At 60.2% G+C, this 26446-nt stretch carries 23 protein-coding genes; 14 read left to right on the top strand and 9 right to left on the bottom strand.

Annotation, left to right across the window (positions count from 1 at the left end; all coding sequences use genetic code 11):
* Nucleotides 1–43 precede the first annotated feature (43 nt).
* Nucleotides 44–1264: an NADP-dependent isocitrate dehydrogenase gene (locus tag KP703_RS05280; protein WP_215754025.1), complete on the top strand. Its 1221-nt coding sequence runs from the start codon at nt 44–46 to the stop codon at nt 1262–1264.
* Nucleotides 1265–1421: 157 nt separating this feature from the next.
* Here the strand turns inward: KP703_RS05280 and KP703_RS05285 are convergent, their stop codons facing one another.
* Nucleotides 1422–2105 (bottom strand): hypothetical protein, encoded by a 684-nt coding sequence (locus KP703_RS05285; RefSeq protein ID WP_215754026.1) that lies wholly within the window; start codon nt 2103–2105, stop codon nt 1422–1424.
* 351 nt (nt 2106–2456) lie between these two features.
* Between KP703_RS05285 and KP703_RS05290 the strand changes: the two genes are divergently transcribed.
* The 3 genes from KP703_RS05290 to ppk2 all read left to right on the top strand — a co-directional run bounded on the left by KP703_RS05290 (nt 2457) and on the right by ppk2 (nt 6382).
* Nucleotides 2457–3476, top strand: coding sequence for an NAD(P)/FAD-dependent oxidoreductase (locus KP703_RS05290; RefSeq protein WP_215754027.1), 1020 nt, complete (start codon nt 2457–2459; stop codon nt 3474–3476).
* A 348-nt stretch (nt 3477–3824) separates the two neighbouring features.
* Nucleotides 3825–5369: a carbohydrate porin gene (locus KP703_RS05295; protein WP_373687441.1), complete on the top strand. Its 1545-nt coding sequence runs from the start codon at nt 3825–3827 to the stop codon at nt 5367–5369.
* 98 nt (nt 5370–5467) lie between these two features.
* Complete coding sequence (gene ppk2 / locus KP703_RS05300) at nt 5468–6382, top strand: polyphosphate kinase 2 (protein WP_215754028.1); 915 nt, start codon at nt 5468–5470, stop codon at nt 6380–6382.
* 84 nt (nt 6383–6466) lie between these two features.
* Here the strand turns inward: ppk2 and KP703_RS05305 are convergent, their stop codons facing one another.
* Complete coding sequence (locus KP703_RS05305; protein WP_215754029.1) at nt 6467–7180, bottom strand: hypothetical protein; 714 nt, start codon at nt 7178–7180, stop codon at nt 6467–6469.
* Between the two features lie 153 nt (nt 7181–7333).
* Here KP703_RS05305 and KP703_RS05310 point away from each other — a divergent pair, with 153 nt between their 5' ends.
* From KP703_RS05310 to KP703_RS05330, 5 genes are all read left to right on the top strand, one after another.
* Nucleotides 7334–7777 (top strand): hypothetical protein, encoded by a 444-nt coding sequence (locus KP703_RS05310; protein WP_215754030.1) that lies wholly within the window; start codon nt 7334–7336, stop codon nt 7775–7777.
* A gap of 102 nt (nt 7778–7879) precedes the next feature.
* Nucleotides 7880–9010, top strand: a complete 1131-nt coding sequence (gene alr / locus KP703_RS05315; RefSeq protein WP_215754031.1) for an alanine racemase — start codon at nt 7880–7882, stop codon at nt 9008–9010.
* Nucleotides 9011–9014: 4 nt separating this feature from the next.
* A complete protein-coding gene (locus tag KP703_RS05320; RefSeq protein ID WP_061505359.1) occupies nt 9015–10268 on the top strand; it encodes a D-amino acid dehydrogenase in 1254 nt (417 codons plus the stop codon).
* A gap of 108 nt (nt 10269–10376) precedes the next feature.
* Complete coding sequence (locus KP703_RS05325; protein ID WP_215754032.1) at nt 10377–11930, top strand: M81 family metallopeptidase; 1554 nt, start codon at nt 10377–10379, stop codon at nt 11928–11930.
* A 315-nt stretch (nt 11931–12245) separates the two neighbouring features.
* Nucleotides 12246–13847 carry a B12-binding domain-containing radical SAM protein gene (locus KP703_RS05330; RefSeq protein WP_215754033.1) on the top strand — a complete coding sequence of 534 codons (1602 nt, stop codon included), beginning with the start codon at nt 12246–12248 and terminating at the stop codon, nt 13845–13847.
* Nucleotides 13848–14068: 221 nt separating this feature from the next.
* Here KP703_RS05330 and KP703_RS05335 read toward each other — a convergent pair whose 3' ends face one another.
* Both KP703_RS05335 and typA read right to left on the bottom strand, forming a co-directional pair.
* On the bottom strand, nt 14069–14362 hold the full coding sequence (locus KP703_RS05335; protein ID WP_062248613.1) for a hypothetical protein: 294 nt from the start codon (nt 14360–14362) through the stop codon (nt 14069–14071).
* Nucleotides 14363–14650: 288 nt separating this feature from the next.
* On the bottom strand, nt 14651–16474 hold the full coding sequence (gene typA / locus KP703_RS05340) for a translational GTPase TypA (RefSeq protein ID WP_062142556.1): 1824 nt from the start codon (nt 16472–16474) through the stop codon (nt 14651–14653).
* Between the two features lie 296 nt (nt 16475–16770).
* Here typA and KP703_RS05345 point away from each other — a divergent pair, with 296 nt between their 5' ends.
* From KP703_RS05345 to KP703_RS05360, 4 genes are all read left to right on the top strand, one after another.
* Nucleotides 16771–17082 carry a FeoA family protein gene (locus tag KP703_RS05345; RefSeq protein WP_062142559.1) on the top strand — a complete coding sequence of 104 codons (312 nt, stop codon included), beginning with the start codon at nt 16771–16773 and terminating at the stop codon, nt 17080–17082.
* A complete protein-coding gene (gene feoB / locus KP703_RS05350) occupies nt 17079–18917 on the top strand; it encodes a ferrous iron transport protein B (RefSeq protein ID WP_215754034.1) in 1839 nt (612 codons plus the stop codon). Before KP703_RS05345 ends, feoB begins: the two co-directional genes overlap by 4 nt.
* A 30-nt stretch (nt 18918–18947) precedes the next feature.
* Nucleotides 18948–19187, top strand: a complete 240-nt coding sequence (locus KP703_RS05355; protein WP_062142566.1) for a DUF6587 family protein — start codon at nt 18948–18950, stop codon at nt 19185–19187.
* A 129-nt stretch (nt 19188–19316) separates the two neighbouring features.
* On the top strand, nt 19317–20480 hold the full coding sequence (locus KP703_RS05360; protein WP_215754035.1) for an MFS transporter: 1164 nt from the start codon (nt 19317–19319) through the stop codon (nt 20478–20480).
* Between the two features lie 12 nt (nt 20481–20492).
* Here the strand turns inward: KP703_RS05360 and KP703_RS05365 are convergent, their stop codons facing one another.
* The 5 genes from KP703_RS05365 to KP703_RS05385 form a co-directional block, all read right to left on the bottom strand.
* Nucleotides 20493–21722 (bottom strand): SMP-30/gluconolactonase/LRE family protein, encoded by a 1230-nt coding sequence (locus tag KP703_RS05365; RefSeq protein WP_252353859.1) that lies wholly within the window; start codon nt 21720–21722, stop codon nt 20493–20495.
* A gap of 118 nt (nt 21723–21840) precedes the next feature.
* The gene (pyk, locus tag KP703_RS05370) at nt 21841–23274 is read right to left on the bottom strand and encodes a pyruvate kinase (RefSeq protein WP_215754036.1); all 1434 of its coding nucleotides are present in this window, start codon (nt 23272–23274) and stop codon (nt 21841–21843) included.
* A gap of 35 nt (nt 23275–23309) precedes the next feature.
* On the bottom strand, nt 23310–24287 hold the full coding sequence (locus tag KP703_RS05375) for an SH3 domain-containing protein (RefSeq protein WP_215754037.1): 978 nt from the start codon (nt 24285–24287) through the stop codon (nt 23310–23312).
* Nucleotides 24288–24330: 43 nt separating this feature from the next.
* Nucleotides 24331–24822, bottom strand: coding sequence for a DsrE family protein (locus KP703_RS05380; protein WP_215754038.1), 492 nt, complete (start codon nt 24820–24822; stop codon nt 24331–24333).
* The gene (locus KP703_RS05385) at nt 24815–25597 is read right to left on the bottom strand and encodes a molybdopterin-synthase adenylyltransferase MoeB (RefSeq protein ID WP_215754039.1); all 783 of its coding nucleotides are present in this window, start codon (nt 25595–25597) and stop codon (nt 24815–24817) included. Before KP703_RS05385 ends, KP703_RS05380 begins: the two co-directional genes overlap by 8 nt.
* Nucleotides 25598–25813: 216 nt before the next feature.
* Here KP703_RS05385 and KP703_RS05390 point away from each other — a divergent pair, with 216 nt between their 5' ends.
* Complete coding sequence (locus tag KP703_RS05390) at nt 25814–26428, top strand: DUF2939 domain-containing protein (protein WP_062273900.1); 615 nt, start codon at nt 25814–25816, stop codon at nt 26426–26428.
* Nucleotides 26429–26446: the final 18 nt, after the last annotated feature.

The raw sequence follows: 26446 nt of genomic DNA on the forward strand, positions 1-26446 counted from the left end.
GCGGGTTTTTATGGTCCCGTGCGGGGACGAGGGAGTATTCACCATGACAAAAATTAAAGTTAAAAATCCCATCGTCGAGATGGATGGTGATGAGATGACGCGCATCATCTGGCACTTTATCCGTGAGCGCCTGATTCTGCCCTATCTCGATATTGACCTGAAATATTATGATCTTGGCATTGAACACCGCGACGCGACGGATGATCAGGTCACCGTCGATGCCGCCGAAGCCACCAAACGCTACGGCGTGGCCGTAAAATGCGCCACCATCACCCCGGATGAAGCCCGCGTGAAGGAATTCGGGCTGAAGCGCATGTATCGCTCACCCAATGGCACCATCCGTAACATTCTGGATGGCACCATTTTCCGTGAGCCCATCATCTGCTCCAACGTGCCGCGCCTTGTGCCGCACTGGACCAAGCCGATTGTGATTGGCCGCCATGCCTATGGTGACATCTATCGCGCGGTGGAAACCCTCGTGCCCGGCCCCGGCACCGTCAAGCTGACCTACACGCCCGAAGGCGGCGGCGAGGCCGTGACGCTGAACGTGCATGACTTCAAAGGCCCCGGCGTAGCACTGGGCATGCACAACACCCGTGCGTCCATTGAAGGCTTTGCCCGCGCCTCCCTCTCCTACGGGCGGGACCGCAACATGCCGGTCTACCTCTCCACCAAGAACACCATTCTGAAAGCCTATGACGGCCTGTTTAAAGACGTGTTCCAGGAGATTTATGACAAGGAATTCAAAGCCGATTTTGAAAAAGCCGGTCTAACCTACGAACACCGCCTGATTGATGACATGGTGGCCTGCGCCCTCAAATGGCCGGGCGGGTATGTCTGGGCCTGTAAAAACTACGATGGCGACGTGCAGAGTGACATTGTGGCGCAGGGCTTTGGTAGCCTCGGGCTGATGACCTCCGTGCTGCTCGCCCCCACGGGTGACGTGGTGGAAGCCGAAGCTGCGCATGGCACCGTGACCCGCCACTACCGCGAGCATCAGAAAGGCCGCCCCACCAGCACCAACCCCATTGCGTCCATTTTTGCATGGACCCGCGGGCTGGCCTACCGGGGCCGGTTTGATAACACGCCGGACGTTGTCCACTTTGCCGAAACGCTGGAACGCGTGTGTATCGAAACGGTCGAAGGCGGCCAGATGACCAAGGACCTCGCCCTCCTGGTTGGCAAAGACGCCAAATGGCTGAACACGCAGGACTTCCTTGATGTGCTGGATGCCGGATTGAAAAAAGCTCTTAAAACAGCCTGAAGGGAACGGGGATTGTGCGGATTCGGAAGAAAAAAATCCGCGGCACAGTCCCCCTTTCTCCTCATACCCAGCAGGCAGTCTGTACGTTATTGCACACGCCTGTCTGGGGACCGCCTGCTGTGATATCCTAACGATACCTCCTGATACAGCACGTCAATTAACACCTCATCCATGATAGAACCTTAGCCCGCACAGCCTCTCCCACTTCAAACATATCTTTCAAATGCTGCGGACCTGTTTCAATATCGATCATATCTTCGTATAAATATTTATTCTCATCCTGAACAAAAAGTGGGAATTTGTATTCACATGTCGACTTTAGGTGCCCATTAAGGGTCGGGGAACAGGACACAACTTTTTTTATATTATTAATTTCTTTTTCGTAAAGCGTATTTATTATTCCATAATATTCATTAAATCCTAATTTGTCTTTAACCGGATTATTTAAATTCTTTATCCCTCCTATTTCGACATTTCTGTCAAGTAACGCCTGACCAGAAACATTTCCTGGAGAGTTAGAAAAAATAGAAATCGTGATCACACCCCGGTCTTCAAAGGGGCCATGAGACGTCGGATCTGGATGATAGAATTGATAAGAATTTGGAGATAAATCAGGCCACTTGCTTATCATTCCAAGATAATCTTCTCCACCGGGCTGACCTGATGCAATATAAGCAACCACATAACCCGCAGGAATTCTGAAACATTTTCCGTTTAATCTGTAGTCTTCAAAAGGAGAAGGCTGGTCGTAAAAAGATTTAAAAGCCGCACCAGCTAGTAGTAAGACAAGGCCTGCAAGCACCCATTTGCGGCATGTCAATTTTTGAAAAATATTAGACATTTCAATAATACCCTTTAACAATATAATATAAAATTATAACTTTTCCTTCCAATCATGCTTTTTTAAAAAATACGCATCCTTATGACTTCCTGATCCTCACTAAACGGATGACATTGAATTTTGGTCATATAGACTGAGCATCTCAAACTTATATACCCGGTACATTCAGCAATCCAATGCTGAAACGTCCGTCCTCTATGTTCATGTCTAGCATGTTTATACTGCTCGGGAATCCCACTCCCTCTAATAGGGGCATAGAAGGCTCCCGAACCCTGCCCTATTGCGCGGACTGCGGACCTGTCGCAAAAACAACGGCAGATCATACGGGCAGAAGGGGAGATGTACCGCGCCATGACGGATATGCCGATCGAGACTGACGTCGCCATTATCGGCGCTGGCCCCACGGGGCTGTTTGCTGCCTTCCAGTGCGCCATGTTGCGCCTGCGGTGCGTGCTGATTGACGTGCTGCCGGAAGTGGGCGGCCAGTGTGTGGCGCTCTACCCTGAAAAGCCGATTTACGACATTCCCGCCTGCCCCGCTGTGGAAGGTGCGCAGCTGATTGCCAATCTGGAACAGCAGATTGCGCCGTTTGATATCCCCCGTCTGCTCAAACACCGGATTGAAAGCCTGAGCGGCCACCGTGGCGCGTTCACGCTGGGGACGGATAAAGGCGCAACCCTTAACGCCAAAGCGGTGATTATTGCCGCCGGTGCAGGCGCATTTGGCCCCAACCGTCCGCCGCTGGACGGGCTGGAAGCGTTTGAGGAAAGCGGCGCTGTGCAATATTACGTGCGCCGCAAAGCTGATTTTGAAAACAAGCGCATTGTGATTGCCGGCGGCGGGGATTCCGCGCTGGACTGGGCGCTGTCTCTCAAAGACAAAGCGGAAAAGCTGTATCTGGTGCATCGCCGGGACCGCTTCCGTGGTGCGCCGGAAAGCCTGCGTCTGCTGGATGAAGCCGTGGCCGCCGGGCAGATTGAAAAGGTTGTGCCCTACCAGTTGCACGCCCTGCACGGGGCCAACGGCGCGCTGGAAAGCGTGGAAGTGGCGGATCTGGACGGCACAACCCGGCATCTGGAAGCCGACACGCTTCTGCCCTTCTTCGGGCTGGCGACGGACCTCGGCCCCATTGCCCGCTGGGGCATGGACACCGTCCGCTCCACCATCCCCGTCACCCCGTCCACCTGCGAGACGAGCATGCCCGGCGTGTTCGCCATTGGCGATGTCGCCACCTACCCCGGCAAGCTCAAGCTGATCCTGCAAGGCTTTAGTGAAGGTGCAATGGCCGCCCATTCCATCTACCCGATCGTCAACCCCGATCAGGCCCTGCACTTCGAATATTCCACCAGCAAGGGCGTCCCTGCGGCCTGAGGCCGTCCCTTCTGGCAGGCGGCACTCTTTTCCTCCGGGTTTCCGGGTGCCGCCTGCATTGCGTCTCCAAATTCAGAATTGGAGACTTCCCCCCAAAAAGGTTTTTAGTGAATCTGCCTTGGATATGAGGAGCACAGGTCGCGGCCTTGAAGCCTCTGTTCCGGGTATCCTCCACGAATGGGCGCTCCAGCCGGAAGACCAGATGTAAGGCACCACCCGATACCGCGTGGAGCCGGTCAGCACGCAATGCAGACGGGTCAGACAGACAGGGCGGTGTCATGATAACGTCATTTTAAATCGACGCTGAGATCGTCAAAATTCCCCCTCACCGCGCAAAAAGGAGCAGGCGTGCCACATCCCCGACCACCCTGCTTATGCGTCCCACACCGCCCAGCCTTCCCCACGCCTGACACGCTGACGCCTGACCGACAGCCCCGGCATTCGGCAACGGGCCGCCTGCTCACCGTGCTCTGCGGTCTGCTCGCCTGCCTGTTTTCCATCCCTTCAGCACACGCCGCCAACATCCCGCTCGCCACGGACATTCTGCCTTCCGGCGTGCCGCTTCCCGTGCCCTCGCCCACCTTCTCCCCACCGGAGGAAGACGCCAGCACGGAACTGCTCGGCACCATGGGCGGGGCGCGCTCATGGCTGGGCAAGAAAGGTGTCAGGATCACCATACAGGATGTGGAGGAACTCTGGGGGCTGGCCTCCGGCGGCATGCAGCGCGGGGCGACGTATGATGGCATGACCGCCGCAGCCCTCTCACTGGATACCGGCAAAGCCTTTGGCTTGCAGGGCGGTTTGCTGAATGTCAGCGCCCTGCAAATTCGCGGACGCTCCTTTACCGGGGAACGACTGGGCGCGCTGAATACCGTCAGCGGTTATGATGCCGGGCGCTCTACCCGTCTGTTTGAACTCTGGTATGGCCAGAGTTTTCTGAACAGCACGCTGGACGTGCGCGTAGGCTCGCTGGATCTGGATACGGAATTTCTTGTCAGTCAGAACGCCTCGTTCTTCCTGAACTCCAGCTTCGGCTGGCCGCTTTCCACCTCCAACAACCTCTATTCCGGCGGTCCGTCCTGGCCATATTCCGCTGTTGGCGGCCGCGTAAAGTGGCGGGCGGCAGCCCCGCTGGTGCTCATGGGTGCCATCACCAATGACAACCCGACTCATGGCCCATTTTACAGCACCATCAGCGCAGCCCAGCGCGACCCGTCCGGCACCTTGTTTTCCACCAAGGGCGGCACATTGTTCATAGGGGAAGCCCAGCTCTGGCTGGACGCAGCAAAGCAGATTGGCAGCCGTGACGATGTGGCTCTGCCCGGTGTGTGGAAAGTAGGCGGCCTGTACGATACCGGGCGCTTTCCGGATCAGCGTTACGATGCGCAGCGCGGCCTTCTGGCCAGCCCCGCCAGCAGCGGCTCCCCGCTCTACCATCAGGGCAACTGGATGGCCTATTTCGTGATTGACCAGATGATCTGGCGTAAGGAAAAAGGCTCAGGCAAGACCATCAACTTTTTTGCCCGCGCCACTTTGAGCAACGGCACCAACAGCCGGTTTTCTTCTGAAATTCAAAGCGGTTTTACGTTTGATGAACTGCTACCCGGCAGACCGGATGACACACTCGGCTTAGCGTGGGGCACCGGCCTGTATGGCCTGCGCGCCAAGGAAAACACGCATGACAGTTTTCGGCTGGGCACCAATACCGCAGGCGCGCTCACGCCGGAGCATCATCTGGAATTCACCTATCAGGCCGCCGCGACCCCCTGGCTGATTGTGCAGCCGGATTTCCAGTATTTCTGGCATGTGGGCGGTACGTCGCTTAACCCGGATACCGGCAAGCATATCCGCAACGGCGTTGTCACCGGGCTGAACGTCACCACAACATTCTGATGCGCCCTTCAATGTCATCAAAGTTTCAAACCGGTTCATCCCCTCAGTCTTTATAGTCCGCGGCGCAGAGTATGACCTGCGGCGATAAAGGGATGAGAATGAGCGATCTGGAGAGCCTTTCAGCAGAAGAACGCGAACGCGTGCAGATGCGCCGTGAGATTATTGATGATCTTGACGAGGAATTTGAGCTTTCTCTGGAAGACGATGCCGGTGGCATAAGCAGTCTGGGTGCTGAAGAGCGCGCTTTCCGTCGTGTCTATTTTCGTGAACTGGTGCGTCTGCAGGGCGAGCTGATCAAACTCCAGGACTGGGTGCAGGCCACCGGCCATCGCGTAGTGGTGCTGTTTGAAGGGCGTGACGCCGCAGGCAAGGGCGGGGCCATCAAACGCATTACCCAGCGCCTCAACCCGCGCACCTGCCGCGTTGCCGCCCTGCCCGCCCCCAATGACCGGGAACGCACCCAGTGGTATTTCCAGCGGTACGTGGCGCACCTGCCCGCAGCGGGGGAAATCGTTCTGTTTGACCGCAGCTGGTATAACCGCGCCGGTGTGGAACGCGTGATGGGTTTCTGCACAGACGAGGAGTATGAAGAGTTCTTCCGCTCCGTGCCGGAATTTGAACGCATGCTTGCCAGCAGCGGTATCCAGATTATCAAATTCTGGTTCTCCATCACGGATGATGAGCAGGAAGCCCGCTTCCGCGCCCGCATGGATGATCCACTCAAACAGTGGAAACTCTCCCCCATGGATCTGGAAAGCCGCAAACGATGGGAAGCCTACACGCTGGCAAAAGAAGTCATGCTGGAACGCTCCAGCATTCCGGAAGCGCCGTGGTGGGTGGTGCAGGGCGTGGACAAGAAGAAGGCCCGCCTGAACTGCATCAGCCACCTTCTGTCTCTGGTGCCGTATCAGCCCGTCTCCCGCCCCGAGGTAGTCCTGCCCCCGCGCATCTACCACCCGGATTATGAACGGCAACCGACACCCGAATCCATGATTGTGCCGGAACTCTACTAAAACAAACGGCGCGTTCACTGGTCCTTTTGTGAACGCGCCTCAGAGATTTTCAAAAGATTCTGACCAGATAATCCCTTGTCCGATTTAAATCCCGGATGAAATGGTCACCTCATGATGCTCCGCACCAGCGCCGCCCATCATCCCCATTTCATGACCGCCGCCACCGTCTCCACCTCCTCCACCACCGCCGCCTTTCCCGCCGCCGTCCTTCTTGCCATCATCCTTTGCGCGGCCACCCCCAGAGGCCTGCACGCGGGCTGGGCCCTGTGCGGGCAGCGTGAGGTCTGAAGGCATAGGCTCAAGGTCCAGCGCCTTGCGGATAAAGGTGCGGAGAGAAACAACCAGATCATGCGTATGGACCGGCTGACCGGCCACCAGTTCCCGCGCGGCCCGGTCCGCCAGACGCACATGCTCTTCCGTGCCCAGAAGGATAATGTCGGAAAGCGCTGCCTCCACGGCATCCCGAATACGCCGGGCGCGCTCGGACCCAACCTCGCCGCCTGCCTCAGCGGAGCCCTCCGCCCCCTCGGCCGACACCGCGCCTTCCGCTGTCATGCGTAAATCCCGCTTGTGCCGGGGGTCCACCGCCAGATCTCCGGTAAAGGAACCACCCAGTGTGCGATATGCGGCAATCAGGGTGCGTAGCCGCTCATTGATCTGCCGGTTCATCCGCTCCCGCCGCTGCTGGATCACCACCATTGTCAGCAGCCGGATGCCAACACCCAGCAGTGTGATGAGTGACAGCCCGATCAGGGTGACTAAAAGATTGTGCCATGAACTGAAATCAAGAGTACGCACTCACAAAGCCCTCGCATAAGGAAGCAGACACATCAGTGAACGATGCCACTCCGGTCGGCCAGTTAAAATTTCTCTCCCAAGGGAACGTCTCACACGCTGCTGAGTCTTAAAATTATATCGTCCGTCATGGCCTCTCACATGAGGAACACTCCAATGCGGCTGAGCGTCCGCTACCTTGTCGCCGTCTTCATCTTCAGCCTCATCTGGTCAGCGCTGGTCAGCCTGCACGCTGCGGGGCATGGCCCCACAACACTCACGCCGCCCTCCGCCATTCTCTACTGCCTTGCCCGAAGCGGGCTGTTCTTTCTGGCGTTTTCCTTTCTGGGCGTGCCGATGGGATGGGTCTGCCTTTCCCTGTATCGCGCCACCCACCACCGCAGCCTTCTGCATTGCCTGCTCTTCGGCATGCTCTGGGGGTGCGGCACCATGGCGTTACTTGGCGTGTTGCTGGCCCTCGGCAGCTTTGCTCTTTCTGCCTCGGGGCATGAGGCGCTCAACTGGACCCGCGCTCTGACCACAAGCGCTCTAAGCGGTGCTGTGGCCGGACTGGTGTTCTGGTCTCTCACGCCTGTTTCCAGACGGATGGCTACGCTTTGACTGCTGCCGCCTATCAACTCCCCTCTCCATTCCCCGTCTGCCTTTTGCCAGCCTCTGCGAAAAAATGATAAAGACGCGCGTCATGAAGGCAGGAGACGGACCATGGACAGGGACGGCTGGGAAGGCGGGCGGCTGCTTATCAATCTTGCCGCCATTGCCGAGAATTATGCGCAGCTGAGCGCACGCGTCAGCCCGGCGGAATGCGGGGCTGCGGTCAAGGCCAATGCGTATGGGCTGGGGCTGAAGGAAGTTGGCCAGACCTTGTATGAGGCCGGGTGCCGCACCTTTTTTGTCGCGCATCTGGCAGAAGGCGCCGCCCTGCGCCCGCTGGTGGGGGAAGACAGCCGCATTTTTGTGCTGCATGGCCCGCCCCCCGGCACCGCTAACGCCTGCCTGACGCATAATCTCCTGCCCGTTTTGAACAGCCTGCAACAGGTGCAGGAATGGCAGGCACTGGCTCACGCACAGGGGCACCCTCTGGCGGCTGCCCTGCAGGTCGATAGCGGCATGTCCCGCTTCGGGCTGACCGAGGCGGAAGTGGATTACCTCGCCACCCAGCCACAGACGCTGGGGGGTATTGAGGTCACGCTGGTGATGAGCCATCTGGCCTGTGCCGACACACCCGACCACCCGCTCAACCGCCAGCAACTCAACGCTTTTGTCAAACTGAAGCAGCGCCTCCCCGCCGCCCCCGCTAGTCTTGCTGCATCCTCCGGCATTTTTCTGGGGCCGGAGTGGCATTTTGACCTCGCGAGGCCCGGTGCCGCCCTGTACGGCATTGCGCCCACTGCAGGGCAGCCCAACCCTATGCATGCCACCCTCCGGTTGCAGGCCCGTGTTATTCAGACCCGGCAAGTGCCCGCCGGGGCCGCTGTCGGCTATGGCGCGGCCTTTACCGCCCGGCAGCCCACCCCGGTCGCCCTGATGGGCATTGGCTACGGAGACGGCTTTCCCCGCAGGCTGGGGCAAAAAGGATTTGTGATCTACCCGGACTGGCCTGACATTAAATTACCAATAATCGGGCGTATCTCCATGGACTCACTGGCCGTGGACCTCTCTCCACTGGTCGCAGCAGGTGTGGCTCTGCCGCCTGCCGGAGCGGTGTTTGACCTGATAGGCCCCCATGCGCCTCTTGATGACGTTGCGCATCTGGCAGACACCATTGCTTACGAACTTCTGACGGACCTCGGGGCCCGCTACCATCGTCTCCATTACGATCCCCGGAAAGGATGAAAGTGTGAAAGTCATCATTCTCGGCGCCGGCGTTATCGGCGTGACGTCAGCCTGGTATCTCAACAGTCTGGGTCACGAAGTGACTGTGGTTGACCGCCAGCCGGAGCCGGGGCTGGAGACATCCTTTGCCAATGCCGGGCAGGTTTCTCCGGGTTATTCCACCCCCTGGGCCGCCCCCGGCCTGCCGATCAAAGCCATGAGCTGGATGATGCAGCGGCATAGCCCGCTGGTGATCCGCAAGCGGATCGACTTCGCCATGTTCCGGTGGATCGAACAGCTTCTTAAAAACTGCAACACGCACGCCTATGACATCAATAAAGGCCGCATGCTGCGCGTGGCGGAATACAGCCGCGACTGTCTGGACGCCCTGCGGGAAGAAACCGGCCTGACGTATGATGACCGGCAGCGCGGGCTGATCCAGCTTTTCCGCACGGAAAAGCAGATCGACAAAGCCCACCATGACATGAAGCTGCTTTCCGACAGCAACATCCCGCATGAACTGCTGAACGTGAACCAGATTCTGGAGCATGAACCGGGCCTGTCCCACGCGCGCGATTTGCTGAAGGCCGGACTGTATCTTCCGGGCGACCAGTCCGGGGATGCGCACATCTTCACCCAGCGTCTGGCCAAAATGGCCGCAGCAAAGGGCGTGACGTTCCTGTATGACACCACCATTAAAGGGATGGACGCGGCGGCGGATGAGGTCATGTCCATCCGCACCAGCAAGGGCCATCTGCGGGCGGATGCCTATGTGGTCTCCATGGGCAGCTACAGCCCGCTGCTGCTCAAGCCGCTGGGCGTGCATCTGCCGGTTTACCCGGTCAAAGGCTACTCCCTCACCCTGCCGCTGACGGATGAAAGCCACGCCCCGCTCTCCACCGTGAATGATGAGACCTACAAGGTCGCCATCACCCGGCTGGGCAACCGCATTCGCGTGGGGGGCACGGCGGAGCTGACCGGCTACAACCTGCGCCTGAGCCCGGACCGGCGCGAGACGCTGGAACTCTCCTTCTCGGAACTGTTCGGCGGGGGTGACCTTTCCGCCGCCACCTACTGGACCGGCCTGCGCCCCTGCACGCCGGATGGCACGCCGGTAGTTGGCCCGGTGCCGCGCTTTAGCAATCTGTGGCTCAATACCGGCCACGGCACGCTGGGCTGGACCATGGCCTGCGGTTCCGGCCGCCTGCTGGCGGATATGATCCACGGCATCAAGCCGGAAATCCCGGCACTGGACCTGTCCATCAGCCGCTATAGCTGAACCAGACACGGGATTTTTCGCGCGCAGCCTTTCTCAGTTTGATTGACCGTACTTTTATCGTTACAGATTAAGAACGATTGAGCGGTCATACCAACTGGAGGCCTTCCCGTGCGGCGCAGGCTGATTCTGAAGATGATCCCGGCTGGGGTTCTGGCAGGGCTACCAACCTTTGCAGGGGCCGCGCGAGCAGCGGGATTAGTCCCGGCCTTTCGGGGGACGCCGCGCATTGCTGTGGGCGGCATTGCATCGGAATGCAGTACATATAGCCGCATCCGGGCACGGATGGAGGACCTGACGGTGCTGCGCGGGCAGGACGTGTTCAAAGCGCCGCTCTCTTTGCCACTCCAGCGCTATGAGGCCCCTTTCCTGCCAACCCTGACGGCCTCCGCTCCATCCGGCGGCCCGGTAGAACGGCAAACCTATGAAACCCTGAAGGCGGACTATCTGGAGCGTTTGAAAAAGCTCCTGCCACTGGACGGTGTTTACCTGATGATGCATGGCGCTCTGAGCGTTGAGGGCATGGATGACGCAGAGGGTGATTGGTACGAGGCCACGCGCGCCGTTGTGGGGCCGGATTGCCTAATTTCCGCGTATTACGATCTGCATGGCAATCTAAGCCGCCGCGCGGTGGATACGCTGGACGCCATGACGGCGTATCGCACAGCCCCGCATGTGGACCGCATTGAAAATGTGATGCGGGCCACGGACATGCTGACGCATTGCCTCCGCTACGGCCTGCGACCGGGCATTGTGTGGGCAAGTATTCCGGCCCTTCTGCCGGGAGAGCAGAGCAGCACGGAGTGGGAACCGGGGCGACGGCTGTGGGCAGACCTGAGCGAGTATAATCGCCTGCCGGGGATTCTCGATGTGTCGCAGTTGGTTGGCTACGTGTGGGCGGATGAGCCTCGGGCGGCAGCCTCTATGGTGACAACGGGCACGAATATTGAAGAACAGACGCGGATTGTAACAGAACTGGCCGCCCGATACTGGGATGCACGCCATGACTTCCATTTTGACAGCCCGACAGGGACAATTGAGGAGTGCCTCTCCCGCGCAATGGTCTCTGCCACGCATCCCGTCGTGATTTCAGATTCCGGCGATAATCCGGGCGGTGGTGGCAATTCCGACCAGACGTTTTTCCTTCAGGCCTTGCTGAAGGCCGGCACGAAAGATGTCCTGCTCGGCGGGATGACCGACCGCCCCGCGACGGACGCCTGTTACCGCGCCGGTGTAGGAGCCACGCTCCCCCTTTCAATCGGCGCGACGCTTGATCCGCTCATGTGCCGCCCGGTGCATGTGAAGAAAGCCGTGGTGAAGCACCTGACGCCGGTCACGCGCCCGGAGGACGGCGAGGCCGTAATTGAATTTGCCGGCATTACCGCAACACTGTCCGCACGGCGACGACTGTATCATTCTGCTGAATCGTTCCGTGACATAGGCGTGGACCCGGCACAGTTCAAAATTGTCGTCCTGAAATGCGGCTACCTGCACCCGACCATGAAAGTTCTCGCCAACCCTGCCCTCATGGCACTCTCACCCGGCGCCATTAATCAGGACATTCTGCACATCGGCAATCACCGCAGACAGCCCACATGGCCGTGGGTCGCTGATCTGAACTGGACACCCGAACCGTATATTTCCGCGCGGTTCCGGCGGGGGTAAAGGGGAAATGCTCTTATGGCCGTCCGGGCGGGACAAGGAGCAGCGTCGCGACGGTCAAAAGCACGACGCTATCGCTATTCCGGGCCATTCAGTTTATAAACACTCATTCCCTTTCAGGAAGGGTCACAGGACGACCTTTCTCCGGGGTATAGCCGTTTAGCCCCTTCCTCCAACGCAGGTAAGATCAGGCACCTCCGGCATATCGTTCCCCTAAAACTGAACCAGGCCCGTCCGTGGTCCGGCGCGCTTTCGAACAAAGCAGGCATTCTCCGGCTTTGATCGTAATCAGCTGTTTTATCTGAGGATTTCTCCCTGATGACCGACAGCTGCAAGGTCTTGATGATCTTCCCGCTTTTCAACTCAGGTTCGTTCTGGAACTACAAGGAAGCCTGCGATCTGACCGGCGCACGCTACCCGGCGGCCCCCCTTGGGCTGATTACCGTGGCAGCCCTGTTACCTAAGAACTGGGACGTCAGACTGGTCAACCGCAACACGGAAGAGCTGACGGAAGAAGATTTCGCCTGGGCCGATATGGTCATGACCGGCGGCATGCTTCCGCAGAGAAACGATGCCCTGCATCTCATCGACAAGTGCCGCACAAGCGGCAAGCCGGTGGTGGTCGGTGGTCCTGATGTCACGTCCAGTCCCGACATCTATAAGGCCGCGCATTTTCAGGTTCTCGGTGAAGCTGAAGAAATCATGGTCAATTTCATCTCTGCGTGGCGAAACGGGGCTACGGAGGGTGTTTTTGTAGCGCCCATGGGGAAGACGGATGTCACGAAAAGTCCTCTGCCCCGTTTTGACCTGCTGAAGATGGATCAGTATCTGCATGTGGGGATTCAGTTCTCGCGCGGGTGCCCGTTCAGCTGCGAATTCTGCGATATCATCGAGCTGTATGGCCGCGTCCCCCGCACCAAGACAACCGAACAGGTCATGGCAGAGCTGGATGCGCTCTATGCCCTCGGCTATCGCGGCCATGTGGATTTTGTTGACGATAACCTGATTGGCAACAAAAAGGCGCTCAGGAAATTTCTGCCCGATCTAAAGCGCTGGCAGGACGAAAAACGCTTCCCGTTCGAGTTTTCAACCGAAGCATCAATCAATCTTGCCGATGATGCCGAGTTGCTGCGTGACCTTGCCGAAAGCAACTTCTTTGCCGTGTTCGTCGGCATTGAAAGTCCGGACACAGACACGCTGATCATGACGCAGAAAAAGCAGAATACGCGCCGGAGTTTGCAGCAAAGCATCGAGACCATTCATGGAGCCGGAATTTTTGTGAATGCCGGCTTCATTGTCGGTTTTGATAGCGAGAAGGGCAGTGTCGCTCCGGGTATGATCGCCTGTATCGAAGATACGGCAATCCCTGTCTGCATGGTCGGCCTGCTTTATGCCCTGCCCACCACCCAGCTCACACGCCGACTGCTGGCTGAAGGACGCCTCTTCTCTGACGACGGGCAAACGCAATCAGGCGACCAGTGCACCGCCGGACTGAATTTTGAGACCAACCGCCCCCGCCGGGATGTGCTTGACGATTACAGGGCAGTCCTCAGGACAATCTATGAGCCGACCGCTTATTTTGGCCGCGTACGTCGGCTGGGGCGTATGCTCAAACGCAAGCGGGCTCATCGGATGATTAAGGGAGATCTTCGCAGTTTCGTCCGACTGCTGTTTCGCATTCATCGGGCCGGGCCGGGAACGGCGGGGCAATTCTGGCGCATGCTGGTGGATTGCGCCCTGCATAACCCCAAAGCCTTGCCGTATGTAGTCATGACAAGTGCGCTCTACCTGCATCTCGGGCCGTTTGCACGGCAGGTCGTCGCTGAGATTGATCAGGAAATCGTCAAGATTGATCAGGGTCACTGGCAGATGCCATCCCTCCAGCAGACGCCTGTCGAGGAACGCGCTCAGCTTGCCTGAGCACGAATCGCGCTCCCTCATGCGACAACGCTAAACTGCCTGCCGCATCTTCATTTTCTGCTCGTCTGAAAACACTATGGCGTCAGTATGCAGACTGGGACGATAACCCTCTGTTGACGAAGATATGCCAAACAAAAAGGGCCGGAGGAACAATCCCCCGGCCCTTTTTGCAGGACACAAGGCCCGAAGGCCCCGTATCGCTTATCCGTGTTCCGCTCTGATTACTGAGCAGACGTGTCGGAAGAAGATGCGTCAGAAGAAGCAGCTTTCTTGCTCTTCTTGCCATGGTGCTTACCGTGGTGGTGCTTCTTCTTGCCTTTTTTCTTGGTGCCTTCTTCTTTAGCAGCTTCCGGTGCGGCTGCAGGAGCAGCGGAGTCAGCGGAAGGAGCAGCAGGAGCTTCAGCAGCCGGTGCGGCAGGAGCAGGAGCAGCAGGAGCTTCCTGAGCGAAGGACGGAGCAGCGAAGCCCATCAGAGCGACGGTGGACAGAGCTGCGAGAAGGCGACGAGAAATCATAATCATGTCTCCAAAAATATCTGAGACGTCAGGGGTCCCGACCAGTACGCCAGAAGTCCGTATGACGAGCTGCATCCGTCTGGCTGGCAGCTTGGATAGCATGACAGCTTCTTCACGTCTCGGATTAAAATTCAGATAGACCAGGAGGTTGCCGTGGGTGTGACACCCGGAAACCTTCATCTCGCCACAATGATTTTAAGGCGTGAAGGGAATGCATCCCTGCCCGCACACCCTTTACGGGCAGACCGGCATGGCAGGGATGCACATCTTGCGTAAAACGCGGAAGGATCAGTCTTTGTTGCCTGAGCGTTCGCGCTTCTTGCGTTCGTTGGGGTCAAGGTAACGCTTACGCAGACGGATGGCAGACGGGGTCACTTCCACCAGCTCATCGTCTTCAATGTAGGCAATCGCCTGCTCCAGAGACATCCGGCGCGGCGGCGTCAGGAACAGGGCGTCGTCCTTACCGGACGCACGCATGTTGGTCAGCTTCTTTTCGCGAACGCCGTTCACTTCCAGATCGTTTTCGCGGGAATGCTCACCGATGATCATGCCGACATAGACTTTTTCGCCAGCATCCACGAACAGCGTACCACGGTCCTGCAGAGAGAACAGGGAGTACGTCGTGGTGCTGCCGTCTTCTGCGGAAATCAGGGACCCGTTACGGCGGCCTTCAATGGTGCCGGCATAGGGCTGATAGCCGTGGAACAGACGGTTCATGATGCCCGTGCCGCGCGTGTCGGTCAGGAATTCACCATGATAGCCGATCAGCCCGCGAGACGGGATGATGAAGGTCAGACGCACCTTGTCGCCACCGGAGGGACGCATGTCCTGCATCTGGCCTTTACGCAGAGACATCTTCTCCACGACCACGCCGGAATAGGGCTCGTCCACGTCAATGGTGACTTCTTCGAACGGCTCTTCGCGTTCACCGGTTTCCTCGTTGGTGCGATACAGCACGCGGGGACGACCAATGGTCAGCTCAAAGCCTTCACGGCGCATGGTTTCAATCAGCACGCCAAGCTGAAGTTCGCCACGGCCAGCCACTTCAAACGCTTCGCTTTCCGGGCTGTCGGTCACGCGGATGGCGATGTTGCTTTCCGTTTCCTTGAACAGACGGTCACGAATCTGGCGAGACGTCACCTTCTTGCCTTCACGGCCACCCATCGGGCCATCGTTCAAGCGGAACGTCATGGACAGCGTCGGCGGGTCCACCGGAATAGCGTGCAGCGGCTCAGCCACTTCCGGGGCAGCAATCGTGTCAGGAATGGTGGCTTCGGACAGACCAGCAACGGCAACAATGTCACCGGCTTCCACTTCCTCAACGCCCACGCGGTCCAGACCACGGAAGGACAGCAGCTTGGTCAGACGACCCGTTTCCACAACGGAGCCATCAGCGCGCAGAACCTTAACCGGCATGTTAACACGTGCACGGCCCTGTTCGACGCGGCCCGTGAGCACGCGGCCCAGGAAGTTGTCGTTCTCAAGGATGGTGGCCGTCATGGCGAACGGCTTTTCCTTGTCCAGCACCGGAGCGGGAACGTGCTTGAGGATCAGGTCGAACATCGGGCTGAGGTCTTTACGCGGACCTTCCAGCTCAACATCGGCCCAGCCCTGACGGCCAGAGGCATACAGCATCGGGAAGTCGAGCTGTTCGTCATTCGCACCGAGGGCAGCGAACAGATCGAACACTTCGTTGTGCACTTCGTCCGGACGGGCATCGCCACGGTCAATCTTGTTGACCACAACAATCGGCTTCAGGCCACGGGCCAGAGCCTTGCCAACCACAAACTTGGTCTGCGGCAGCGCGCCCTCAGCAGAGTCAACCAGCACCACAGCGCCGTCCACCATGCTCAGAATACGTTCCACTTCCCCGCCGAAGTCGGCGTGTCCGGGGGTGTCGATGATGTTGATGCGCGTGTCTTTCCAGACAACGGACGTGCACTTGGCAAGAATGGTAATACCACGCTCACGTTCCAGATCATTGCTGTCCATGGCGCGTTCAGCAACGTGCTGATGCTCATGGAACGAGCCAGACTGTTTCAGCAGTTCATCAACGAGAGTCGTCTTGCCATGATCGACGTGAGCAATGATGGCGATATTGCGGATATCCATGAAAAAGGCCTGATTTTCCCTACACGCTATGCCGCCGCCGACTGTCTCTTTGTCGGGGCGGTTGGTCGCGGTCTATAATTTCGCTGGCCTGTTGATAATCTCCAGCGCGGAATATTGCACGTAAAATCCTCACAAGGTCCGCAACTCTTCTGCGCCATATCCCCTCCACGCCCTGCTGGCAGAGGGTTTTTACCCCCTTCATCACAGGGGTGTGACATTGGACAGCGGGCATAAATGGAATTAAGGATCACTCTCAACACCACACGTCCCACCCGCCACAGCAGGACAACGCAACCGTGCGCCTGAACGAGCTTCCCCTTGAGTGTCAGGGCATTATCGACCACGTCGCGCCCGCAACACCGGCAGACCCCATTGCCCGGCGGCTGGAGGAATTTGGCTTTGTTCCCGGTGAGCCTGTGAAAGTTGTCGCCTTTGGCCCCTTTGGGGGAGACCCGATGGCGGTGGAAATCGGCTTTACCCGCTTCGCCCTCCGCCGGTCGGAAGCCGCGCGCGTAGTGATGCAGGCCCCGCAGGACTCCGCAGAGACCCTCAACGCACTGGACCCGGCCCTGCACACAGCGCCCCCCGCCCAGACGGAGGAGGCATGACCAGCACCCTGCCCCTGCGCGTCGCTCTGGTGGGCAACCCCAACTGCGGCAAGACAGCCCTTTTCAATCAGCTTACCGGCAGCCGCCAGAAAGTGGCGAACTATGCGGGCGTCACGGTGGAGCGCAAGGCCGGTCGCCTGACCACACCCGCAGGTCGCCCCGTACAAATTCTTGATCTGCCGGGCACCTACAGCCTGAACGCCACCAGCCCGGATGAGGCCGTCACCCGCGATGTCTGCCGGGGTGTCTATAAAGGTGAGCCCGCGCCGGACCTGCTGATCAGCGTTCTGGCCGCCACTAACCTCCGCCTGCATCTGCGCTTTGCGCTGGAACTGCGCCAGCTTGGCCGCCCCATGATGATCGTGCTCAATATGATTGACGCGGTGCGGAAGCAGGGGCTGGAAATTGATGTACCGCGCCTGCAGGCGGAACTGGGCGTGCCCGTCGTTACCGCCATTGGCGTCAAACGCGGCGGGGCCGCCAGCATTGTGCAGGCACTGGACGAACCCGTGCCCCCTCCTCCGGCCCCGCTGCCCGAGGGCACAGATCTGCACGCCGAAATCCGCCGCCTGATGGCGCTGTGCGTCCGCCGCACCTCCACCCGCCACCCGCAGTTTGATGCCCGGCTGGACCGCTGGGTGCTGCACCCCGTCTGGGGCATGCTCATCCTGCTCGTGCTGCTGTTCATTATGTTTCAGGCGGTGTTCTCATGGGCCCAGCCCTTCATGGACCTGCTGCAAAACGGCATGGACCAGCTGGGCGAATTTGTCGGCACGCTGCTACCCGAAGGCATTCTGCGCAGCCTGATTGTGGAAGGCATTATTGCCGGGGCGGGCACGGTGATTGTCTTCCTGCCGCAAATCCTCATCCTGTTCCTGTGGATTCTGGCACTGGAAGAATCCGGCTACCTGCCCCGCGCGGCCTTCATGCTGGATAAGCTGATGGCCTCTGCCGGGCTGAGCGGCCGCTCCTTCATCCCGCTGCTCTCCAGCTTTGCCTGTGCCGTGCCGGGCATCATGTCCACCCGCACCATTCAGAACCCGCGGGACCGGATGGTGACGATCCTCATCGCCCCGCTGATGACGTGTTCAGCCCGCCTGCCGGTCTATGCGCTGCTGATTGCAGCCTTTCTGCCCTCCCGCACGGTGCTGGGGCTGTTCAACCTGCATGGGCTGGTGCTGTTCGCGCTCTATGCCGCCGGTGTGCTGAGCGCGCTGGTGGTCGCCCGCGTTCTCAAAAAGCGAGACACGGCAGAGCACCCGCTGCTGATGGAACTGCCCAGCTACCGCGTGCCCGGCCTGCAAAGCCTGTGCATCGAACTCTGGCAGCGGGCCCGCATTTTCCTCTCCCGCGTGGGCACCATCATCGTCACGCTCAGCGTCATCATGTGGGCGCTCTCCAGCTTCCCCGCCCCGCCTGCCGGTGCCGTTGGCCCGGCCATTGACTGGAGTCTGGCAGGCCGCATTGGCCACCTCATGCTGCCGCTCTTCGCCTTTATCGGCTTCAACTGGCAGATTTGCGTGGCCCTTATCCCCGGTCTGGCGGCGCGAGAAGTGGCTGTGAGCGGCCTGGCGACGGTCTATTCCGTCGGCGCGTCTGAAGGCGATGCCGCAACCCAGCTTGCCCCCCTGCTCTCCGCCCACTGGAGCCTTGCAACGGCATTCTCTTTGCTGGCATGGTATGTGTATGCGCCGCAGTGCTTCTCAACGCTTGCGGTCATCCGGCGGGAAACCGGGTCCTGGCGTCTGGTCTGGGTCTCTGTGGCTTACCTCTTCGGGCTGGCCTATCTGGCCTCTTTCCTGACCTACCACATCACCCGCTTCTTCACCGGCTAACGCCCCACGGCTGATAACAGGAGGACACCTGTGACACAGATTATCCTCGTTGCTCTGATCGTCGTTTTCTGCGCGGCCTACTGGCTGCAAAAGCTGGCTCCGGCAACCCTTGTGCCCTTCTGGCGCACGCTTGCGGGCCTGCTGCGTAACACCCAACATCTGACCGGCCTGCGCGCCCGCGCCGAACGGCTGGCAACCCCCGGCGGCCTGCGCACCGGCTGCGGGAGCTGCAAGAATTGTGACAGCAGCAAGGGTGGTGGCTGTCACTAAGCGCCGGATAAACCGATGGAACGCACGGTGATGACGGTCTATAACGCCGGGGAGACTGACCCCAAACAGCCCGGCGTATGGAGTGTGCAAAGCGTTCTGGCCGCCCCCAGCCAGTAAGCCTGAGTTTTTATGAGCTTTTCCCGCACCAGTACGCCTGCCTTCTCTGCCCGCCTGCCCGTTCTCTCCCTTGTTTCTGTCGGGATGATTTTCGGTCTGACCTACGGGCTCAGCACGCCGCTTCTTACCTTTTCCCTGCTGGACCACGGGTACGGCCCGCATACCATTGCCGCTCTGGCCATGATGCACGGCGTCGGGGTGCTGGGCATTGCCCCGTTCCTGCCCCGGCTGGCCGGATGGGTAGGGCCGCGCACGGTTCTGCTGGCAGCACTGGGCTGCACCGCCGTAACACTCCTGCTGTTCCCTCTTGTGCCGTCTGTCTGGTTCTGGTTCCCCCTCCGCCTTGTGCTGGGGATCGCGACCGAGAGCATGCTCATCATGTCGGAAAGCTGGCTGAACCAGAGCACGGATGACAGCAACCGCACGCGCACCATGGGGTTTTATAGCGCCATGCTTTCCTCCGGCTTTGCCATTGGGCCGGTGCTGCTCACGCTGGTCGGGCGGCATGGCATAGCCCCGTTCGCCATCACCGGTGTTTTCGTGTTGGCGGCCTTTGCCATGGTGGGCATGCCGTGGATGCGTGCGCCTAAACCCGAACGCCCGGCCCATAGCGGCCTGTGGCGCTATATCGGGATGGCCCCCATTGCCATTTGCGTCACGCTGCTCATGGCCATGCTGGAAGCGGCAAGCTCCGCCTTCCTGCCGCTTTACGCCCTGCATACGGGCTGGTCGGAACGTCAGGCGACGCTGCTGCTCTCCGTCATGCTACTGGGAGCCATTGTGTTGCAGGCTCCGCTGGGCTGGCTGGCGGACCGACTAAAAAACCCGCGTGCGCTGCTTATCACCCTCGGCACGGCCTCCACGCTGGGGGCATGCCTCTGGCCCCTCGCCATTGGCACTCCGGCGCTGGCCTATCCGCTGCTGTTTGTGTGGGATGGACTGTTCGCAGCACTCTATACCGTCGCTATGTCCGTGGTCGGCAGCCGGTTTTCCGGGGGAGACCTCGTCTCCGTTTACGCCGCCACCTCTGTTGCGTGGGGGCTGGGCTCCTTTATGGGGCCGGGCATGGCTGGGTCCGCCATGGCGTTTTCTCCCACAAGCGGCCTGCCCTTGTTTGTGGCCTGCGCCTGTGGGTTGTTTACGCTGCTGCCCGTCTTCCTGAAAAACCGCGCCTGATCACGCAGCGCGTTACGCTGCGCCCGCGCCCTGCGTGTTGACCTGAAGGCGGTAGAGGGATTCCCCCGCGCACATCAACAGCCAGTTCCGCTTCGGCCCACCAAAGGTGAGGTTGGATACCCCGTGCGGCAGACGGATACGGCCAATCAGCTGACCTTCCGGGTTAAACACAAACACCCCGCACAGCCCCAGCGGCCCGCTGGCCCCGCACCAGAGATTGCCGAAGATATCGGCCTTCATCCCGTCCGGCCCCATCTGCACACCCTGAAAATGCATGTTGGTAAACAGGCGCGGGTTGGAGAGCGTGTTGTCCTTGTGCACGTCATACACATGCACGGCCTGATCCCCCTCATGCCCATACCCACCCGGCTGCTTGCCGGAAGAAATGACATACAGACGGGAATGATCGGGCGAGAAGCACAGTCCATTGGGGTTGGGCAGTTGCTCCTGCGTCAGCACACATTCAATCCGGCCTGAGGGATCAATGCGGAAGGTATGGTCCGCCTGCCGCTTCACGCCGCCAAGCTCGCCAATCAGCTCCTCGCCAATCCGCCAGCGAATATGGCCGTCCGGGTTAGCCTCACCGCCCGGTTCATCCGCGTGGCCTTCGGTAAAGCCATCACCATAGCCGGGGTCGGTAAACCAGATGCTGCCGTCCGGATGGGCAATCACATCATTCGGGGAGTTCAGGGCGTGGCCTTCATACCGGTCGGCCAGCACGCGCACAGAACCGTCATGCTCCCAGCGAATCACACGGCGCAGGAAGTGCTCGCAGGAAATCTGGCGACCCTGATAGTCAAACGTGTTGCCGTTGGAATGGTAGGATTCCGGGCGGAAGACCGTGACCTCGCCCGTCTCCCACAAATAGCGATACTGGCGGCTGGTCACGGTATCACTCAGCAGCAGATACCGGCCCTCGGCAGACCAGGCCGGGCCTTCCAGCCAGGTGCCCTGATCCCACACCCGGTGCAGGGTTGCGGCTCCAAACAGCAGATCCCGGAAGGAGCGATCAATCACAATCACATCCGGGTCCGGCGTGTAGCCCGGTGGTGCCCCCGGCCCCCACTGGCGCGGGGGTGTGGTGGTTACATCCGCAGGGCGGGCTGTTTCCGGCTGCGGCGGGGCCGCTGCATGGTCCGCCGCCTGCGCGAGCGAGGAAACCGCAAGCCCCGTCGGAACGCAGGCAAGCCCCTGCAAAACCGTCCGGCGCTGCATAATCCTGCGGCGTGTCGCCTTAGCCATTGTGTCTGACTCCTGCCTCATCAGGCACACCATCGGCGGGTACGCCTTTWTTTTYCCTTCCCAGTGTCATTCCTCGGGCGATGTGTCCACCCGGAGAGCGGACACAGCACCCAAATCCTCAGGGAATTTTGGCAACCCGCAGGGTGTTGGTGGAGCCACTCACCCCAAACGGCACCCCTGCCGCAATCACGATGGAATTGCCGGAGCTGCCTATTCTGGCACGGCGCACCACATCCAGCGCAGAGTCCACCATGTCTTCCACGTTCGTCACCTGCCTGCCTTCATTCACAAAGGCCCGCACGCCCCAGACCAGCGCCATGCGCCGCCCGGCTTCATGCGTGGGAGTAATGCCCAGAATGGGGCAGGATGGCCGCTCCCGCGCAATCCGGAAGGCCGTGGCCCCACGGTGCGTATAAGCCACAATGGCCGGAGCCTTGAGTGTATCCGCCACCTGCTGGGCTGCCCCGGCAATGGCGTCGGCCACGTAATCTTCCGGAGCCAGACGGGCACGGGCCATCATGCTCTGCCATTCCGCATCCTGCTCAATGCGCCAGATAATCCGGTTCATGATGCGCACGGCCTCACGCGGATACTGTCCGGCGGCGGATTCTGCGGAGAGCATGACGGCATCCGCGCCATCAAACACCGCTGTCGCCACGTCGGACGCTTCCGCGCGGGTCGGTGTGGGGGACGAGATCATGCTTTCCAGCATCTGCGTCGCCACCACCACCGGCTTACCCAGACGGCGGGCCAGACGGATGATGCGCTTTTGCACCAGCGGCACGTTCTCGGGCGGCAGTTCCACGCCCAGATCACCACGGGCGACCATCACGGCATCCGTCAGTTCCAGAATGGCTTCCAGATTTTCGATCGCCTGCGGCTTTTCCAGCTTGACCAGCAGGTTGGCGCGCTCACCCACCAGCGTGCGGGCCTCGCTCACATCTTCCGGCCGCTGCACGAAGGACAACGCGACGTAATCCACGCCCAGATCCAGCGCGAACGCCAGATCCCGCCGGTCCTTTTCCGTCAGGGCCGGGATGGGTAGCGCCACATCCGGCACGTTCACACCCTTATGGTTGGAGAGCACGCCCCCCACATCCACCGTGGTTTCCAGCCAGTCCGGCCCGACATCCTTCACCACCACAGCCAGCTTGCCATCATCCATCAGCAGGCGGCTGCCGGGTTTGGCGACGGCAATAATTTCAGGGTGTGGCAGGCAGACGCGGGTTTCATCCCCCGGCATGCTGGACAGATCGAACCGGAAAGAAGCGCCGGGTTTGAGCGTCACCTTGCCATTGGCAAACACGCCCACCCGCAGCTTTGGCCCCTGCATGTCGGCCAGAATACCAATCGGCTCGCCCAGTTCGGCTTCCACCCGCCGCACAATGGCGTGGCGGGCAGCGTGGTCCTCATGCGTACCGTGGGAGAAGTTGAAGCGGAACACATCCGCCCCGGCCACAGCCAGATCCCGGATTGTCTCGTAATCGCTGGATGCCGGGCCAAGAGTGGCGACAATCTTGGTCCGGCAGATAAGCGCGTGTGAGGTGGGCATGATCACTCCTTCTCCTTACTTAACCAGTCCGGGGTTCAGGAGGGAATGATGGCTTCCTCCGCGTCCACGCCCCAGATTGCACGGCGGGGAACCCAGCCGGTGTAGTTCTTGACCGAGACCTTGCACCACTCAGACCCGGCTGCACATTCCTTAACAGATCCCACAGAGCCGGGTTTCAGAACAGCAACCGCAGGCGCATCGTTGCTGCCCGTGCTGTGCATGACAACCGCCCCCGTCACACTCTTTGCATCGGCAGGCGTGGGCAGCGTGGCCACTACGCGGGTGTCCATATGGCCGGAGGGCTGTTCCTTATTGCCGTTCTTATCGAGTTTGACTTCCAGCGGCGCTTCATCCCCCGGCGGTTCACCCGGCACAAGGAAGTCCCTCCCGCCGGACAGCGTGGCCTGCTGGATCCAGCCTTTCTGGCCGGTCTCATCTTCCACCAGACGCCAGACATCAAACTCACGCTCAATCCGCATGGGCATGCCACGGCGATGATAAACCCAGAGAATGGGGAAACGACGGCCCGGACCAGCCCGCATATTCACTTCATCAGACCGCAGAGCGGCGTAGCGCGGCAGCGGCAGGCCCGTCACGGTGCCTTTGGGTGGTTCCGGCGGGGTGGCTGCGGCAGGCGGCGTTGCAGGCTGGTCGGCTGCAGCGGCCCCGGCTGCGCCCGCGGCGGCTCCGGCAGCCGCAGCGCCAGCGGCAGCCGGAGCAGCTTTATGTTTTACGGGAGCATGGGCCGTCTGCCCCGCAGCGTGGTGGGCCTTGGCGGCCTCATGATGGCTGCGATGCGCACTCTTGCCGTCCGCCGTAGCGGCCTTTTTGGCAGCGGGTTTGTCTGCTGTCTTTTTCCTGGCAGCAGTGTGGTCCGCTTCGGCGTGGTGTGCATGGTGCTTGTGCGCGGCGGGCTTCTTATCAGCAGCAACCGCGCCAGACAGAGCGACCGCACACCCTGCCAGACAGGACAGCAGTCGGAACCGGAAGGTCAGAGGCAATGTGAACATCATGCCTGCATCCCTGCCAAGAGAGAAACGCGGGGGCAAGCGGTTTTTAGAAAACCGCCACGCGGGCCGCCCCCGCCCTGTCCAGAAACGTAGGCAGGCCCACAACCGCCACGCCCTCTTCCAGCGCCTCGTCCGTCAGGCCCATGGTCTTCAACCCGGAGTCGCACACCATCAGCGTGGCGTCCATCTCTCGCAGGGCGGTGCGCAGGTCATTCAGCCCCGCCACACCGGCAGCTTTCCGCCAGTCTTCCCGCTGCGCGTCTTCCAGTCCCTCCCACTGAGCACAGAAGGCGGCCACACCGGCCCCCATGCCAAACAGCAGGACCGTCTGGCCCAGCGCGCAGGCCGTGGCGGCCAGCATCAAAGCGGCATGCACACGCTCATAGCGGGCTTCCACAATCACCAGCGCCAGATCACACTGCGGAAAGGCCGAGGCCCCCACGGCAGCGGAAAAGCCGGTGCGGCCCGAAGGGGCAGCGGCGGGTGCCGAAGAGCCGGCAAACAGGCCGCCGCCAGATTCTCCAGAAAGTTCAGCCATCAGACGTCTCCCGTTTCAGAGTTCCGCACACCGGGCATGTCGGGTCCCGTTGCAGGGCGATGGTGGTAAACCGTGCGCTTAAAGCATCCCACATCAGCAGCCGTCCGGCCAGCGACGTCCCCAGCCCCAGAAGCTCCTTGAGCGCTTCCGTGGCCTGAAGGGTGCCCATCACGCCCGTTACGGCCCCAAACACCCCGGCCTCGCCACAGGTCAGACCCTCTGCCGCGCCGTCGGTCTGCGGGTAAAGGCAATGATAACACGGGCCACCGCGCGCAGGATGAAAAGTGGAAAGCTGGCCTTCAAACCGCTGCACGGCGGCGGACACCAGTGGTCGCCCCGTCCGCACGCAGGCGGCGTTCACCAGATAGCGGGTGGTGAAGTTATCGCACCCATCACACACCAGATCATACCGGCTGACCAGATCCTCCACATTGTCCGCTGTCAGCCGCAGGGGCCATGTTTCCAGCGTAATCTCGGGGTTAAGGGCTTCCAGCCGGGCGCGGGCGGAGTCCACCTTGGGTGTGCCCACGGCCTGCGTGGTGTGCAGAATCTGGCGTTGCAGGTTGGAGAGTTCGACGGTGTCATCATCCACCAGTCCGATCCGCCCCACCCCGGCGGCGGCCAGATAGAGCGCTGCGGGCGAGCCAAGGCCACCCGCGCCCACGATCAGCACAGAGGCCGCCTTAAGAGCCGCCTGCCCTGTGCCGCCGACCTCCGGCAGAAGAATATGGCGGGAATATCGCTGAATTTCGGCTTCCGTGAAATCAAACGCCATCTGAGCGCCCTTTTGCTGCGGGCAGAGTATCTCTGCGAATTAGGTCTGTCTGACTTGGGGCGGGCCAGCAGTGTGGCCCTTCTATGCCATGCCGGGGTTTTTTATACCCCGTTCACTTTTTCGTGATCTTATGAATTCATATTAATGAAACTATGCATGGGAGCCATGCGTCTGCTATACGTGAACTGCAATTTTAGCATATGAGGAGTGCAACCAATGACCGCCCTCACCTCTGCCGGACCTTTTGTCCGGCGTGCCGCCAGTCTGAACAATTTGCAGGCCGCACGCAGAGTGTGTGTCGGCGCCTCAGCGGCTGCACTTGGCCTGTATCTGGCCTCCCCGTTCGTCACGCTCTGGAACATCGGCTCAGCCATTCAGACGCATGACATGATGGCTCTTGGGCAGGTCATCAACTGGTCCGAACTGGATGCATCCATCAAGCACCAGACGCTCTCCGGTCTGCATCTGGAACAGGCATCGGATGATCTGCCGGACTTCGGCTCATCCTTCGCCACCACGGCTGTGTCCAACGCAGTGGATTTCACCGTCACGCAGGCCAATCTCGGCACGCTGGTTGATCAGGCCGTCCCGGCGGCCATTCCGGCCAACCAGCCCGCGCCGTCTTTTGCCTCACTGGTAGAAAAGGCTTCGGTCCGCTTCACCCGGATTGACCAGTTTGAAGTGGATGTGCCCCTGCCCGGCCACGAGCATGACACGCCGCTGAAAATTGAAATGCGGATTCAAAACTGGCGCTGGAAAGTGACCAAGGTGGAATTTCCCACCGCACGCGCGCCCATCATGCAGGCATCCGTCGCCCCCTCCAACGCCTGAAGGCCCGATGGGGAGCAG

The sequence above is a fragment of the Acetobacter sp. P5B1 genome, from assembly GCF_018811985.1.
Classification (GTDB): domain Bacteria; phylum Pseudomonadota; class Alphaproteobacteria; order Acetobacterales; family Acetobacteraceae; genus Acetobacter; species Acetobacter cerevisiae.

Excerpts from the sequence above, each read along its gene's own strand:
- KP703_RS05280 (WP_215754025.1), top strand. The coding sequence starts at position 44 with ATGACAAAAATTAAAGTTAAAAATCCCATCGTCGAGATGGATGGTGAT.
- KP703_RS05285 (WP_215754026.1), bottom strand. The coding sequence starts at position 2,105 with ATGTCTAATATTTTTCAAAAATTGACATGCCGCAAATGGGTGCTTGCA.
- KP703_RS05290 (WP_215754027.1), top strand. The coding sequence starts at position 2,457 with ATGACGGATATGCCGATCGAGACTGACGTCGCCATTATCGGCGCTGGC.
- ppk2 (WP_215754028.1), top strand. The coding sequence starts at position 5,468 with ATGAGCGATCTGGAGAGCCTTTCAGCAGAAGAACGCGAACGCGTGCAG.
- KP703_RS05310 (WP_215754030.1), top strand. The coding sequence starts at position 7,334 with ATGCGGCTGAGCGTCCGCTACCTTGTCGCCGTCTTCATCTTCAGCCTC.
- alr (WP_215754031.1), top strand. The coding sequence starts at position 7,880 with ATGGACAGGGACGGCTGGGAAGGCGGGCGGCTGCTTATCAATCTTGCC.
- KP703_RS05330 (WP_215754033.1), top strand. The coding sequence starts at position 12,246 with ATGACCGACAGCTGCAAGGTCTTGATGATCTTCCCGCTTTTCAACTCA.
- KP703_RS05335 (WP_062248613.1), bottom strand. The coding sequence starts at position 14,362 with ATGATTTCTCGTCGCCTTCTCGCAGCTCTGTCCACCGTCGCTCTGATG.
- typA (WP_062142556.1), bottom strand. The coding sequence starts at position 16,474 with ATGGATATCCGCAATATCGCCATCATTGCTCACGTCGATCATGGCAAG.
- feoB (WP_215754034.1), top strand. The coding sequence starts at position 17,079 with ATGACCAGCACCCTGCCCCTGCGCGTCGCTCTGGTGGGCAACCCCAAC.
- KP703_RS05360 (WP_215754035.1), top strand. The coding sequence starts at position 19,317 with ATGAGCTTTTCCCGCACCAGTACGCCTGCCTTCTCTGCCCGCCTGCCC.
- KP703_RS05365 (WP_252353859.1), bottom strand. The coding sequence starts at position 21,722 with ATGGCTAAGGCGACACGCCGCAGGATTATGCAGCGCCGGACGGTTTTG.
- pyk (WP_215754036.1), bottom strand. The coding sequence starts at position 23,274 with ATGCCCACCTCACACGCGCTTATCTGCCGGACCAAGATTGTCGCCACT.
- KP703_RS05375 (WP_215754037.1), bottom strand. The coding sequence starts at position 24,287 with ATGATGTTCACATTGCCTCTGACCTTCCGGTTCCGACTGCTGTCCTGT.
- KP703_RS05380 (WP_215754038.1), bottom strand. The coding sequence starts at position 24,822 with ATGGCTGAACTTTCTGGAGAATCTGGCGGCGGCCTGTTTGCCGGCTCT.
- KP703_RS05385 (WP_215754039.1), bottom strand. The coding sequence starts at position 25,597 with ATGGCGTTTGATTTCACGGAAGCCGAAATTCAGCGATATTCCCGCCAT.
- KP703_RS05390 (WP_062273900.1), top strand. The coding sequence starts at position 25,814 with ATGACCGCCCTCACCTCTGCCGGACCTTTTGTCCGGCGTGCCGCCAGT.